Origin of the sequence: Flintibacter muris (assembly GCF_943192995.1) — a bacterium.
Taxonomy (GTDB): Bacteria; Bacillota; Clostridia; order Oscillospirales; family Oscillospiraceae; genus Lawsonibacter; species Lawsonibacter muris.
Genome location: NZ_CALPCP010000025.1, coordinates 1 through 14475, shown reverse-complemented (window position 1 = coordinate 14475; position 14475 = coordinate 1). Strand labels below are relative to the sequence as shown.

Sequence of the window (14475 nt, the reverse complement as noted above, 5' to 3'; positions counted from 1 at the left end):
TACTTTCTTTGCTTTACCAGTATTTGCACAGACTACTCCCCATTGACTTCATCCCAGCGGTTTTGAAAAATTCGTCCATGTTTCGTATTGCTCCCCTGCTCTGTCCAAATAACCACGAAAATGGGGCTGGCGTATTGCAGGCGGTCAAGAGCATATATTTTTTCCCGGACAATCGAGGTTCTGGAAATGTTGCAGTTTCTTTCATAGCCGTTCCCAGCAAACGGTCAAACAGATTTTTTACCGGGGCGGGGACATTAGCCCAATATGTAGGTGCCGCAAGAAGTACAATTTGACTTTCGTGCAACAATAGAACGATTTCTTGCATATCGTCTTTTTGAATACACATTCCAGAGTCCAGACACCTTCTGCATCCAGTGCAAAAGGATATTTGCTTTTCGTACAAATTGATTTTGCTCACGATATATCCAGCTTTTTCTGCTTCGCGGATTGAATAGTCTAACATGGTGGCAGTTACTCCATCCGCACGAGGACTGCCTAAAATAGCAAGTACCTTTTTTGAATTCACTGTGTTTCCTCCGTATTTGCAATAGATTGATAAATCATGTTAAAGCCGTGTTGAAGAAATTCGTTTGGGGACAAGCCCATTTCCTTTTGGATGTAGTCCTTTTTATTCGCTGCCAAAAGAATAAGTCCCGATAGCATCCCCCAACATGAAAATGATGTTGGTATAAGTTCCATATCACGGCGCAGATCACCGCTTTCAATACCGGACAGCAAAAGTCCTTTTATCATTTTGTTTATTTCTTCTCCTACCTGATAACTTTCTTTTTCTTCCGGGAAGAAATCCTGGTTTTCAAAATTGATATTGATTTTTTCAAGCGTCATCTTAAAATAAAAAGGATATTCTTCCTGATACCGTACTAACTCTTTGCAGATCAAGTCGTACTTTGCCCTTGTTGACTTTTGATGTTGTAAAGCAGAAGAAATATAGGAACAAAGTTTTTTCATGCTGTCTAACACTAATATGCTTACAATTTCTTCCTTGTTTTCAAAGTACACATAGAGAGTTGCTTTGCTATATCCTGCCGCCTTAGCTATGTCATCCATAGACGTTGAGGAAATACCTCTTTCAGCAAATAATTGAGAGGCCACAGATGCAATGTTTTCCCGATGTACACTTCTTGGCTCCTTTTTTCGTCGGCCCATAGTATCTCCCCCTATAATTAGACTCTTAGTTTAATTATAGGGGGAGATAGGTGTTTTGTCAATAGCCACATACATAATTTTGCGGGAGTTTCCAAGGGAGCACGTAAGTGGCAAGCAGGGCAAGTGTATAACACTTGCGATTTTCGCCTTGCGAAAATGCTTGTTGGGGTGCCCCCAAACCCGCCGGGAGCTTCTGGTCACCGTGACCAGAAGCTCCCCTGTCTGCGGCCCCGTCGCTGACGCTCCTGGGCCTTATGCGCTTACAGCGCCACTATCTCCGAAAGTCTCTCCAGCAGTTCAGAGAGCGGTTCCCATAAATCCGCATAATCTTTTTGCAGAGCCTTGATTTCATTGGGGTAAACTCCTCCTTGGGTATTTGCCCGGACAGCAATCTGATTGAGATTATTTGCGCACCGCCTTTGCAGAGAGACGATTTCTTTGACAGGAGCGAGGTCAACATGAAGTACATAGCCGTTAAGAGCCATTTTCCGCATATAGGCCGAAAGGTTGCGGATGCCCACATCTGCCATACGTTCCCGGATTTTTGCCTGTTCATCCTGGGACAGCCAGACACAAACCGATGTACTCCGAATACGTTTCTTTCCTGCAACTACTGTTGACTGACTTTCGGAGCCGTAAGCCACTGATTTTTTGCTACTCATAGATACCTCCCATAAATTCAAATGTTGACAGTATTCCGATAAATTGGGCCTGGGGAATGATACTATACCAGCCCCTATGAAACCAGGGCCGGAAACCCTTGCGGGGCAAAGCTTTGAAATTGCTAATTGTCCACATATCAGCCGTGGAAAGACAGCGGTTTGAGGGGGAAGCGGTTCGACTCTATCCCCCCGCCCTTTCCCTATCCAGGGAAAGGGGGCGGCTCTGGAGGATATATCCCCCGTCGCGCCTTGGGAGGTAGCACAACCGGGGCAGCCTGTCAAGGGTGCGGAGCACCGCCGCGTAGCGGCGGCTTTGCCCTTGACAGGCTGCCCCGGCTGTGCTATGGGTGGCGCGGCGACGGGGGATAATCCAGCAGAGCCTCCGTGGACGGAACGGGGAAAATAGGCGGGGTGCTTCTGGTCACGGTGACCAGAAGCCATACAAAAACACCGCTCCGTTTTTTAGCGGAAGCGGTGTTTTGTGTAAGGTTGACAGCCCATTTAGTTTGTTGTGCGTATGTATGCTCTTGTTAAGGGAAGATACTGTACACCGGGTACTACACAAACAGTAGTCAATTACCTCCAATAATGCACTCTTACCTGTTTTTGATTCACCAGTAATAATGTTCACCCCAGGTTCCAGCGAGACAATCCGTTTCTCTCCATTTTGACAGAATAGAATAATTGCGCTAATGTAGCTTTTCATTTTATTCCACCCCCAGATAATATGCTAAGTGGTCATATGTAGTCTTTGAGAATATTTTGCCAAGATAAAAAGCACAGCGAAGCCATTCCCGCACCTCTCCGTTGTATGCCTTATAAGTTGTTTCCTTTAACAAGTTTATCTCACAACCTACTACTGTTGCTTTGCCTTCCGAAGAAAGGATTATTATTGCTTTTTTCCCATATGGGAGTAATATATTGTATCTCTGTGCAAAACCTGTTAATCGCTCTCTTCCTGAGATCTCGTTTCCACGTACCTCTTGTTTTTCAGAAAAAATCGTGTTGACCCTACTTGTAGTTTTAGCAGTTTTCAGCCTTTCTCTCGATTCTGAGTATGTAAGGATTGGTAAAGACATTAGGGCTTTTTTTATATGACACGAAGATCCGTATCCACTAAGAAAGCATTGAAGCAAAAGTGCATAATAATGTTCATTCATACTGAGTTTTTTAATTTGATTGATGCTCATCTTCTCCTCCTATTTTCCACTCAAAACCGCCATCGTCAACGAGATCATGAATTACGCCATGTTGGAAAAAGTATTGGTTATCAATTATGGAGCCAAAATCAGCCGCATCCCACTCCATGGCACAAAGATACAATTTCTGAGAAATGAGTATCTGTTCTGCTTGTTTTTTCCCGATTGCATCCAGTTTCTTCTGCCCTTTTGCATAGAAAAGTTTTTTTGAGAGGCTGTCTTTATATGCATCAATACTTGATAGGTACAAAATATCATTGTGAAAATATTGGAAAACGGTCATGTCCATTTTCCAATAATCCGATATAGCATCATGAACCATCTGGGTATATGCAATATCATGTATAGCTTTAACAAATCTTTTATCTTGCAGCTCATTTTCCTGCTCAATAGGAACTTCACTCTGTGCAAATTCTGTTGGCAATGATCTTTTCTGAGCATCTATATGTGCAGCAGATTCCGCTTGTAACATTTTCTCGAATGCTGCACGTGTTACCTCCCATTTATGTGGAGGATCTTTTACTAAAATCAGTATTCGACCAAGTAATGCGCCGATAAAGGAGTCCCTATTTGTGTCTGGAATATGACCAATATATTTAGAAAACTCTTCAGAAATCCCCACTATATTTTTCCGAGAGGATTCAATCCAAAACTTCCCAAGTATTTCTAATAACTTGTCCTTATCATAACCCTGATGAAAAATCCGTATATACTGTTTTCGAAAACCCTCTTCTCGTTTTTTTGAGAGAGATCCGATTGATTCCAACTTTCCTAATTTATCTTCTTTGCTCAATTTATTCCAATTATAGAGTGGGGATGATGTTTTTATTTCAGAAGTACAATAGAGGATTAAAGAGCTAAAAACCTTTATTCTGTCAAAGTCATCATACCAGTTGGCTAATGTTTTCCAGAAATCAATATTCCTTTCATTCAATGATGTTTTCCCAAAGTGATGTTTAATTTCTTTTTGAAATTTTCCAGCAGTCCCAGTAAGAATACTTACATCTCCATTAACTTCAATTTGGAGTGTGTCTCCTTCTTCCAGTTCAAAGCAGTCTCGCAAAGCAACTAAATACTGAAAAATGTCGCCGGCTTTCTGTCCAGTGGCATCATTTACCGCTTTTGTCACAATAACTCCTCCTATACATACAAATATGCTGACTAATTATTGCAAGATTAAAAATGCTTTGCTTCATAATCTACCAATGTATGACTCATTTTCAATATTTTGATTATGAGGAAGTCTCTACATTATTCAATATGCTTAACGCTCAGTTTCACAGTAGTTAACATCATATTAGCAGGAAATCCAATGCTCTTATAAGTTTAATCCCATCTTGAGTTTGTGTCAAATCACACTCCAGTGCAATAACCAGTTTCTCATAATTATCCCGAATCTTTCGCAAAGGTGCCAGTTCACGTTCCCGGGTTTCTGGGGCATTCATGTTTTCTGTGACTTGGATATACTTCTTCTCATCCGCCTTAGTGGCAATGAAATCCACTTCCTGATTGTCAATCTTTCCAATGGCCACATCATATCCTTGACGCAGTAGTTCAAAATAAATGATGTTTTCTAAAATATGCCCACTGTCTCCGTCTCGGTAGCCTAGCAAGTAGTTCCGCAAGCCCATATCCACGATATAATACTTCCCCAGCGTTCGCAGATATTCCCGGCCCTTGATGTCGAACCGCTTGATTTCGTAGAAGATATACGCCTCCAGCAATGCCTCAATATAGCTCTGGATGGTATGCACCGCAGGTTTCCTGCGGCCTTTTTCTTCTAGCAGGCCTTCATTGACCAGCGTATTGCCGATAGAGGTCGCAGACACATTATTGCCAATATTATCCGCCAAAAACATGATAATCTTGCGGAGTAAGATTGGATCGGTGATGGTTCTGCGGCCTTTGCGCTTTTCCCGCTCCAGAATGTCGTTGACAACAGCGGCGGAGTACACGCCGTCCAAAGCGGCAGTTACGCGGTCAATTTCCAGCCCCACGTCAGCCAGCATAGGCATCCCACCGAACCGGGCGTATTCGTTGAACAATTCCCGCTCATCGTAAATGTCGCCGTCCTGGTCGGTAATTCGACGTTTCAATGCCCCGGTAGGCGACTTCTTTTCCGTCACCGTGTACCCATGGAAATCCAAAAATTCTCTAAAAGAAAGGGGGAGTACCTTGATTTCCACATATCGGCCTGACAGATAGGTGGATAGTTCTGAAGACAGCAGATAAGCATTTGAACCTGTGATATAGATGTCGCAATCAAAATCTACTCGGAAGGAGTTGACTGCATTTTCCCAACTTGGAATTCGCTGTACTTCATCGAAAAACAGGTACATCCGCTGATCGGGTAGGATCCGAGCTTTCACATATTCATAAAAGCCCCTGACATCCATATCAGGAAAACTCATAGACTCAAAGTTCATTTCCAAGATCTGATCCTGAGTAATGCCAGTTTCAAGCAAATGCTGTGCCATCAGTTTCATAAGGCTGGATTTGCCACAGCGACGAATGCCAGTTATAACTTTGATCATTTCGGTATCTTGAAATGCAATTATCCTGTTCAAATAGAGATCTCGGTTTTTTAAAGAGAACTTTTGCACAGTCTTCACCACCTTTTATTGTAGCATATCATAGTTATGCCCAAAAATCAAGTTTATTACATTAAAAGAATAAAAAAGTCCTTTTTCTGATTTTGTGACCTAAAAGGAAAAAATCAAAAGAAAGGTTTGATAATAAAATACTATGTGCTATAATACATAAATGCCCCGAAAGTCAGTGTTGGCTTTCGGGGTATTTTGTGCGAGGAGTAATTTTAATGGCATCTATTGTGAAAAGAGGCAACAGCTATTCAGTCGTTTATATGACGTCAATCCAGGGCCAGCGAAAGCAGAAATGGGAGACCTATCACTCTCTGGATGAGGCTGAACAAAGAAAGCAATTCTTAAATCTTTGTCAGAAGATCAAAACTAGAAAAAAGGACGAACATATTGATACTGTTGGAGATTTAATGGAGCGCTATATTTTATTGCATGGACAAATGAAGTGGTCACTTTCTACATTCCAATTGAATTGTGGATTGATCCGAAATTATATTCAACCTTGGTTTGGTCTGATTCGTCTACATGAATTGTCTCCACGCTTGGTGGCAGAATTGTATCAGAACATTCTGAGACGGCCCCAATATAATGGACAAGAATGCAATTCTTACAAAAAAACGATAGGCCCAACGACCTTAAAAAGCATACATAAACTGCTGCATAGTGCTTTTGAACAAGCAGTCTTATGGGACTATGTTCCCAGAAATCCATTCCACAGAGCGACAGTGCCCAATACATTTCAGCAAGAATGTCATTTTCTGCTGGCAGGGCAAATCTCAATTCTTTTGCAACAATGCCATGAGCCCTGGCTTTCCTTAGCCATCAATTTAGCCTTTGCCGGGACATTTCGCAAAGGGGAAATGCTTGCTTTGACTTGGCAGGACGTAGATTGGCGCAACAGGTCGATTCGCATTAGCAAGACAATAAAGCGAGTTAGCCGAGAGGCATTACAAGCATTGAACTACCAAGATGTTCTATATGAATTTCCATCAGTGTTATCTATCAAGAAGACATCCTTGGTTCTTAAAACTCCTAAAACCGTATCCAGCATTCGAGAGGTATATTTACCTGAAACGCTTATAGCAATTTTGTATGAGTTTTATCAAAGCCGGAAACATGTGAATACCCTTTCTGTGTTTCCAGATCTAATTTTCTGCTATGAGGATGGACGGCCTATCCAGGAAACAACGCTGACGAAACATTTTCATACAGCATTGGAGAGAGCGGGTTTGCCTTACCATTTCATAGCTTGCGGCATAGCAGCATTACCTATAAATTGGCTCTTTCGGGAGGAGATATCAAAGCCGTGCAGGGAGATTCCGGACATGCTCAGGCAGGTATGATTACGGAACGATATGGGCACATATTAGAAGAAAACCGCCGGAACACTTCCCAACGGTTTGAAGAACTCTTTTATCAAAAGATGGATTGCTAATATAAGTGAAAGCGAACTGCGGAGCGTCCGCTTAGGAGAAAACAGAACCCATTTTACCCTGTTGTGCCGTGATGCTCTACAATCCCGTAAAGTCCAGGAATACCAAGGGTTTGCAAACGAAGTCCTTGGATTGCGGTACGCCACATACCGTCCTGTTACGGCCTGTTCCAGCGGCTAATATTAGCAAAGTATTAGCCATTTCGGCTATCTCCATCATCAGAGGTCATCCCGTTCGAGGGTGCATCGGACAACTTCAGTATACAGATATCTTTCAAAAAGTCAATCCAAAGTTCAGGAGGCGATTCCAATGAGAGAAGGCATTTTAATTCCCGATATGCAAACCGGCCGCGTCGATATCCGTTTCAACAGCGATGACTGCTATGGTGGTCTTCATTGCGGTACCACAATGGATATTTGGCTGAATGAGCAATGGGTACCCACCCGCATTGAGATGGACAGCCGCGGCTGGTTTCTGGTCGGCGTTCAGATCGAGACACTGTGAGGACAGAGAGTGCGCATCCGCTGGTGATCAGACGGCAGCACCCTCCAAGGCTGGCTGCAAAGCCGTCAATTTTGCCGAGGCCATTCCAGTATCATGGAGCCAAGGCACCACTTCATCATCCGTCAGCAGGACCGGCATCCGGTCATGGACATTGATGATAGTGTCATTGGGGGCAGTTGTCAGAATTACAAACCGTTCCTCCCCCTGAAAAGTGTTCCAAAGCCCGGCCAGATACAGCCTGTCCTGCCCCGGCAGCCGAAAATGGTATTTCCTTTTTTGACCATCCCATTCATAGAAGCCGGTCGTAGGCACGATACATCGCCGCTCCAGCAGGGATCGGCGGAACATCGGTTTATCCAGCGCCGTCTCACCCCGTGCGTTGATGATGACCCCCTTGCCTTTGAAACTGGGGAAACCCCAGGCCATCGGCTTGGGGGTCATTTGTTGTCCGTCCGGAAGTAGGATAGGTGCGGCGTTGGTAGGAAATATCTCCCCGGTATGGATGCTGGCAGCCCCAAACCGCGCCTGCACCTCGGCCACAATCTGGGCGATCTCCTTGGACTGCTCCGGTGCTAAACTGTATCTTCCACACATAGCTGTGACTCCTTTCGAGGATGAAGGCCGGACTGCCCTCATATACTGAGGACATGAAGCCTGTGATTTTGCATTCGGATATGAACAATTTCTATGCCAGCGTGGAGATCCTATATGATCCCACGCTGCGGGACAAGCCAGTGGCGGTGGCTGGAGACGAGGAGGCCCGCCACGGCATTGTGCTGGCCAAAAACGATATTGCCAAACGGTTCGGCATCCGCACCGGGCAGGTGCTGTGGGAGGCCCGGCAGCAGTGCCCCGGCCTGGTCTGCATCCCTGCCCATTATGAGCGTTACCTCGCGTTCTCCGCCCAGGCCAGGGACATCTATACCAGTTACACAGACCAAGTAGAGTCCTTCGGCCTGGACGAGTGCTGGCTGGATGTCACTGGCTCTGTGGGGCTGTTTGGGGAAGGGCCGGCCATCGCCGATGATATCCGGGGCCGCATGAAGCGGGAGCTGGGGCTGACCGTATCGGTAGGTGTGTCATTCAATAAAGTATTTGCCAAACTGGGCTCAGATATGAAAAAGCCGGACGCCACCACGGTCATCACCCCGGAGAACTATCGGGATAAGGCTTGGAGCCTTCCTGTGAGTGACCTGCTTTATGTGGGCCCTGCCACCACCCGGAAGCTGAACCAGTATGGGATCACCACGATTGGGGAGCTGGCCCAGGCCAATCCTGATCTTCTGTACTGGCTGCTGGGCAAAAACGGAATCATGCTCCATCAGTTTGCCAACGGGCAGGACCACTCCGGCGTCCGGCGCTATTATGCCGTACCGCCCATGAAGAGTATTGGTAACTCCACCACTGCACCCCGGGATTTGGTCAGTGAGGACGATGTAAAGATTACCCTCATGGCCCTGTGCGAAAGCGTGGGAGCCAGACTCCGGGAGCAGAACTGCCTTTGCTCTACCGTAGCTCTGGGTATCCGGGACAACCGCCTGCTGTCCTACGACCGGCAGGCCAAGCTGAACCGTCCCACAGCGAACACATTGGACATCTGGGAAACGGCCATGGAGCTGTTCCGGAGACACCATACCAGCAGGGAGCCTGTGCGCAGCTTGTCGGTGAAAGCCAGCGGGCTGACGCCGGCGGACGGCGTTGTGCAGTTGTCGCTGTTCCCGGAGGAGCAAAAAGCCCAGCGCCGGGCCGACATCGACCGGACGCTGGACAAAATCCGGAGCAAGTACGGGTATCATAGCATCCGCCGGACCATTGCGCTGGTAGACCCGGCTCTGGATCTGGACGCCAAAGAGGAGCATATCATCCATCCCATCGGCTTTTTGGGGACACTCCATGAATAGCGGCTCAGCAGTTTCCGGTGTAGACATAGGACAAATACCCCCGCGCCGCTTCAGCCAGACGATAGACCTGCTCTACGGGCGTTTGCGGACGGTCCAGCATCTGGTACTGGGGGAAGAATCGGGACAGGTGCAGAGGAATTTCCGGGCTGATTGAGGCCAGCCAGCGGGCCAGCTCCCGGATTTCCCCCTCGCTGTCGTTTTCTCCGGGAATGAGCAGGGTGGTCACCTCCACATGACACCGCTCTGCCGCCAGGACAATGGAACGCTTGACCGTCTCCAGGTCCCCGCCCAGCCGCCGGTACCATGAGGGTGTAAACCCCTTCAGGTCGATGTTGGCGGCGTCAACCAAGGGCAGCAGCGCCCGCCAGGGTTCCTCCTCAACCGTCCCGTTGGTGACCAGCACATTGACCATGCCCTGCTCATGGACCAGCGCGGCGCAGTCCCGGACGTACTCATAGCCGATTAACGGTTCGTTGTAGGTGTAGGCCACGCCGATGTTCCCATGGGGGACAAGCTCCGCCGCTTGGGCGGCCAACTGCTCCGGGGACACCTCCACAGTTGGTATCCCACTATCTCCAGCCATAGAAATTTCATGGTTTTGGCAGAAGGGGCAGCGTAGATTGCAGCCAAAACTGCCCACAGATAAAATAAGGCTTCCGGGATGGAACCGGCGCAGGGGCTTTTTCGCAATGGGGTCCAGGGCCAAGCTGGTCAGCTTCCCATAGTTCAGCGGGACGACGACCCCATCCCGGCAGCCCCTGGCGCGGCAGAGGCCGATCTGACCATCTTCCAGTTTACAGTGATGGAAGCACAGCTCGCAGGTGGCGCTCATGTGTGCCGCACCACCTCGAACCGCTCCAGAGTGTATTGCTCCCGGCTGCTGATGCCGCCCTTCTGGCGGGCGATGTCAATTTGCTGTTCTATCGTGTCCACACCCTCCAGGTCGGGCAGCAGCAGGCCCCGCCTGCCGCCGCAGGACACAATGACGCCGTACCGCTTGATATCCAGCTCCGCCGGAGAGGAGATGTCCTCCGGTTCCCCCAGAACGTCCACGCTGTACTCCAGACTGTTCAGCTCGTTCGCCCGCACCGGCGCAAACCGGGGGTCCCTGGAGCAGGCGGAAACGGCATTCTGGACGATCTCCCAGGCCACGCTGTTTGTGGTCGGCCCTGTGGTTCCGATACAGCCCCGCAGCTGGCCGTGGGCATGTAGAGAGACAAACGCACCGGCGGCTCTGCCTGTCATCTCGCCGGGCAGACCGTCCGGCAGTGTGTCCAGCTGTTTTCCTGTGCGTACATAGGTCTCCAGCGACAGCCGGGCCAGCTTGACCCAGGGGTCCTCGGCCGCCTTACGCTCTGCCAGACGGGCGTGTTCCAACTCCTCGCACTGCTGCGCAAAACGGCGGTTCTCGTCCGGGCCGGTTACTGTGAAGACGGCCACGCCGTAGCCCACGCCGAAGGTTCCCTCGTAGCTGAGCAGGGCAGGGGATACAGCCAGACCGTCCAGCGCCCCGGCCATGATTTGGAAGGAGCGCAGGCCGCATTCCGCCGCCCGTTCGCAAAGTCCGGCATCCATTGTGAGGAATTTCAAAAAATCCCCGTCCGCCATGGCCTGGGTCACCCGGCGGTCAAAGACCGGGCCCTCCGGGGCGTAGCCGTAGGGGCCGTCGTCTTTCAGTTTGTGGGACAGGTCGCCGCTGGCCACGAACACCGCCCTGCGGCCCAAGGTCTCCACCGCCCGGGCGATGCACTGGCCCAGCCGGTAGTGCTCCAGCGGAGAGAATCCGGACAGGCCGATGCGCAAGATAGGACAGTCCACCCCCGCATCCTGAAGGAAGTACAGCGGGAGGAAGCCACCGTGATCCAAGGAGGGGTCCTTTTCCCCCAAGGTTCCGGCCCGGATGCCGGCGTTTTCCGCCTGACGGATGATCTCCTCCTGTAGTTCCATGTCATATTCCACCGTCAGCCGGGTCTGGGACGCACCGAAGGCGGACATATCGCCGGACGTGCCCTTGCCGGGGGAGATGTGGAAGTAATCGGCGTACATGACCAGATGGGGCGTGGTGACGATCAGCACCTCCGGCTCCCATGCCGCGGTTTGCTGGGCAGCGGCGCGGTAGGCGTCGATGGTGTCCTGGACTTCCCGTTCCTGGCCGCGCCCTACAGTGGGGATGATGATAGGCGGGTGGGGGACGATGATAGCTCCTATGATTGGCATGAAAATCCCTCCGTTCTCAGGCCGTCCAGACGGAAAATCCAGGCATCCGGGACGGCGGATTGAATCAATTTGCGGTTCAGATTGTACCAGCTTCCACATTTATCCAAAATGATGACGTCCGCTGTGACCACCCGTTCCATGCGGGAGAGCAGGCCATCCACACTGGGGTGCAGTTCCGCCTGGACCTCCACCGCATGATCCCTTGCCTGATCCAGCAGCAGCGCCCGGAGGCGTCCGGAGTTGGATACCTGCTGATCCAGATAGAACAGGGCCTTTTTCACCCCGAGTTCATCCAAGTGAGCGAACAGAAGCTCTACCGCCCTGACTGTTTTGTCCACAATGCGGTAGGTTCCCCGCAGTCCGGCCAGATCGCGGATGGTGCCGTCCATTCCCGCCAGGAGCAGCGAGCCGGAAAGCGCCACTTCCAGCGTGATGATAGTATTGAAGCCGTCAAAAACCAGTTCTGCCGGGGCCTGTGTCAGCTCCTTCCGCCTGCGTTCCATCAGGGCTGCCTTGGTAGAAGTTATGCGGGCCAGGGCCAGCCGCTGGCGCTCGGAGAGCAGGTGGTGGTTGCCGATAAATGTGGAGGCGGATTTGACATCATAACCCCGGTTCAGCAGAAATACCAGTTCCTGCCCAGCCGCATTCAGCTTCTCCGCTGCTTTGGACCCAAATTCCATAGCATCCTTCGGTTCATAGCCTCGTTTGACAATTTCCACAGCGCAGTTCACTCTTTCCACAAATCGGACATTTTTCGCTTCTCAAACTCCTCAATTTCAACCAATGCAGCAGGACGGATACTCGCTTTTCCGCAGTCCGGGCACTGTTTGACAGGTGATACTCTGGAGAACAGGAAGTGACAGCTATCACACGCATATATCATTTTGTTCGCCTCGCTTTCATGTCCTTCCGTTTTGCACGGAACCAGATTTATAATCCCTTTACCTTTTGTGTTGATAGACACCTATAAATTATTCTCATCGTCGAAATGACTGAACGGGCAGCTATCCAACATGGATAACTGCCCTGCAAAAAATTTGTACAATCGCTCAAAATCAAGTCTCTTCTGTTTTAACAATGGCAAATCCATTTTTTATATACATTTTAATTGCTCCCTGATTCCAATCCGCAACATGCAGAACAATTGGAGAAATGTTGTTGCTTCGCATATGAGAAATAGCAAACTGCAATAACGCTTCTCCGTAACCCGCTCTTTGATAGCTTTTTCCCACAATCAAATCATCTATTTCATTGTCATATATGGCAAGCGAACCAACTAATTTTCCATCAATTTCTAAGATATATATTTTATCTTTTTTGTGCTCCAATTCTTCTTTGCTGTCACAACAATCTACCGGAAATCGCTGCAAAGCTGTTCTCATGTCACGAAAGCATTCCTCATAAATCCTCTTGTATTCTTCATAATCAAAAGCTGAATAGTTCCTGAGCCGCAAAGGTGACACAATAGATCTGCCCCGATATTCCATTGTATGCGCTATAATTTTCATTTTTCCGCATCACCCGCAAGGTTTAATTTAATATTTTAATTATATCACAGCCAACTTTTATTTTCAATCTGCGATCAGTAAAATCGCCGGCGTTTAGATCCATCAACACGAAAAGCAAAAGGGACGATTTTTATAGTCCAAATTCCGCAAAGAGGACGTGCGGCAGAATCAAGCTATTCTCTTTGCCCAGCTCTTGTGCCTTTTCAGTTTAGCACGGAGCTGTTTTTTCAATCCATAACAAAGAAGGAGGCCAGCCAGGTGAAGTGCCTATTAAAGTACCAATGGGTAAAGCTCCCCCGCAATCAAATGCCGCCCGGAAAAGGTATCATGGGTGCCTGGGCGCGGTTGGCTTCCAGAGCGGCCTTCCGAAACGGACAGGCCCGCTATTGCAGATATGTCAATCAGGTCACCATCGGCTCATGGGCAGGCGGTATCGTAGGGCTCAAGAGCATTTTGGGCATCAAGAACCGGAACGAGGCCCTGGAGATGATGGACAAGCTGGTCCAACTGGGCTACATAGATTATGAACTGAATCCCAAAACAAAGAAACTTACTTATCAGATCAAGGATTGGGTGGTCCAGTGCTCCGGTGAACCCTGTATGGGTGCTGAGGCTGTCTATGCCACCCCGGGCTATGGCTTCCTGTGCCTGCCCAGAAACATCACCCAGCGCCTCGTGGAGGCGCACGATTACTTTGATGAGGCGGACGCATGGCTGGATCTCTGGTGCCACACTGTATGGCAGGATCCCGGCAATGCGTTTTCTCATATTGCGCCTGCAGTCCAATATGGGCAGTATGGCGCTGTTTTGACCCTGGAAACCCTTGGCCGTCGTTGGGGATGGGAAAAGACAAAGGTCTGGCGCTTTTTCAAAAAACACGCGGATGCCTTCCCGCTGTATAAGCTGCCCGGCTCTTTTGGCTGCCTGATCTTCAACACCGGCTACCCAGCAGGAACCTCTTTCTCTCTCCCAGAATCTAATCAGATTAAACGTATTTTGGAGGAAATACGCATTTGGGGCGAAAAAACTCATTCCAAAAGCGGTAGTGACCATGTGCGGCTGAATCGGTGGATTACCTGGTACAGCCGGAAGGTCATACCATCCATGCTGGAACAGCCTCAGCCTGCTGTCCCGGCAGAGCAGCGCCGTGTTGCAGTTTCGGGCTGCCCTATTACGCGCGCGTATTTTTCTCCGTGTAGGCATTGTAAGAAGCTGTACCAATAGATAAAAAGGTGCTATAATGAGGGTATGATACAGAAAAATGAGAGACGCAGGTATGCGAGC

At 49.0% G+C, this 14475-nt stretch carries 15 protein-coding genes; 4 read left to right on the top strand and 11 right to left on the bottom strand.

Translation table 11 applies throughout. The annotated features are described in order from the left end of the window. Positions 1-13: 13 nt before the first annotated feature. The 6 genes from NFS22_RS16235 to NFS22_RS16210 all read right to left on the bottom strand — a co-directional run bounded on the left by NFS22_RS16235 (position 14) and on the right by NFS22_RS16210 (position 5631). Positions 14-526, bottom strand: coding sequence for a flavodoxin family protein (locus NFS22_RS16235; RefSeq protein WP_251318751.1), 513 nt, complete (start codon positions 524-526; stop codon positions 14-16). Next, entirely contained in the window at positions 523-1167 is a 645-nt protein-coding gene (locus NFS22_RS16230) for a TetR/AcrR family transcriptional regulator (protein WP_251318750.1), read from the bottom strand. The genes NFS22_RS16235 and NFS22_RS16230 overlap by 4 nt, the downstream gene beginning before the upstream one ends. Before the next feature lie 260 nt (positions 1168-1427). Continuing rightward, complete coding sequence (locus NFS22_RS16225) at positions 1428-1829, bottom strand: plasmid mobilization protein (protein WP_251318749.1); 402 nt, start codon at positions 1827-1829, stop codon at positions 1428-1430. A 707-nt stretch (positions 1830-2536) separates the two neighbouring features. Continuing rightward, positions 2537-3019, bottom strand: a complete 483-nt coding sequence (locus tag NFS22_RS16220; protein ID WP_251318748.1) for a three component ABC system middle component — start codon at positions 3017-3019, stop codon at positions 2537-2539. Further along, on the bottom strand, positions 3000-4157 hold the full coding sequence (locus NFS22_RS16215) for a hypothetical protein (protein WP_251318747.1): 1158 nt from the start codon (positions 4155-4157) through the stop codon (positions 3000-3002). The genes NFS22_RS16220 and NFS22_RS16215 overlap by 20 nt, the downstream gene beginning before the upstream one ends. A gap of 163 nt (positions 4158-4320) precedes the next feature. After that, positions 4321-5631, bottom strand: a complete 1311-nt coding sequence (locus NFS22_RS16210) for an ATP-binding protein (protein WP_251318746.1) — start codon at positions 5629-5631, stop codon at positions 4321-4323. 215 nt (positions 5632-5846) lie between these two features. On the opposite strand from NFS22_RS16210, the gene NFS22_RS16205 reads away from it, so the two are divergent. Together NFS22_RS16205 and NFS22_RS16200 are read left to right on the top strand one after the other, a co-directional pair. Then, positions 5847-6971 (top strand): tyrosine-type recombinase/integrase, encoded by a 1125-nt coding sequence (locus NFS22_RS16205; RefSeq protein WP_251318745.1) that lies wholly within the window; start codon positions 5847-5849, stop codon positions 6969-6971. Positions 6972-7370: 399 nt separating this feature from the next. After that, positions 7371-7565, top strand: coding sequence for a DUF5348 domain-containing protein (locus tag NFS22_RS16200; RefSeq protein ID WP_251318744.1), 195 nt, complete (start codon positions 7371-7373; stop codon positions 7563-7565). Positions 7566-7592: 27 nt separating this feature from the next. On the opposite strand, the gene NFS22_RS16195 is transcribed toward NFS22_RS16200, so the two are convergent. Beyond that, positions 7593-8159 carry an SOS response-associated peptidase gene (locus NFS22_RS16195; RefSeq protein WP_251318743.1) on the bottom strand — a complete coding sequence of 189 codons (567 nt, stop codon included), beginning with the start codon at positions 8157-8159 and terminating at the stop codon, positions 7593-7595. 53 nt (positions 8160-8212) lie between these two features. On the opposite strand from NFS22_RS16195, the gene NFS22_RS16190 reads away from it, so the two are divergent. Then, positions 8213-9466: a DNA polymerase Y family protein gene (locus tag NFS22_RS16190; RefSeq protein WP_251318742.1), complete on the top strand. Its 1254-nt coding sequence runs from the start codon at positions 8213-8215 to the stop codon at positions 9464-9466. A gap of 4 nt (positions 9467-9470) precedes the next feature. Here NFS22_RS16190 and amrS read toward each other — a convergent pair whose 3' ends face one another. The 4 genes from amrS to NFS22_RS16170 all read right to left on the bottom strand — a co-directional run bounded on the left by amrS (position 9471) and on the right by NFS22_RS16170 (position 13170). Beyond that, the gene (gene amrS, locus NFS22_RS16185) at positions 9471-10298 is read right to left on the bottom strand and encodes an AmmeMemoRadiSam system radical SAM enzyme (RefSeq protein ID WP_251318741.1); all 828 of its coding nucleotides are present in this window, start codon (positions 10296-10298) and stop codon (positions 9471-9473) included. Then, positions 10295-11683 (bottom strand): AmmeMemoRadiSam system protein A, encoded by a 1389-nt coding sequence (amrA, locus tag NFS22_RS16180; RefSeq protein ID WP_251318740.1) that lies wholly within the window; start codon positions 11681-11683, stop codon positions 10295-10297. The genes amrS and amrA overlap by 4 nt, the downstream gene beginning before the upstream one ends. Continuing rightward, positions 11671-12402 carry a DUF434 domain-containing protein gene (locus NFS22_RS16175; protein WP_251318739.1) on the bottom strand — a complete coding sequence of 244 codons (732 nt, stop codon included), beginning with the start codon at positions 12400-12402 and terminating at the stop codon, positions 11671-11673. The genes amrA and NFS22_RS16175 overlap by 13 nt, the downstream gene beginning before the upstream one ends. Positions 12403-12738: 336 nt before the next feature. Further along, positions 12739-13170, bottom strand: coding sequence for a GNAT family N-acetyltransferase (locus tag NFS22_RS16170; protein ID WP_338147988.1), 432 nt, complete (start codon positions 13168-13170; stop codon positions 12739-12741). Positions 13171-13677: 507 nt separating this feature from the next. Here NFS22_RS16170 and NFS22_RS16165 point away from each other — a divergent pair. Next, complete coding sequence (locus tag NFS22_RS16165; RefSeq protein ID WP_251318737.1) at positions 13678-14415, top strand: hypothetical protein; 738 nt, start codon at positions 13678-13680, stop codon at positions 14413-14415. Positions 14416-14475: the final 60 nt, after the last annotated feature.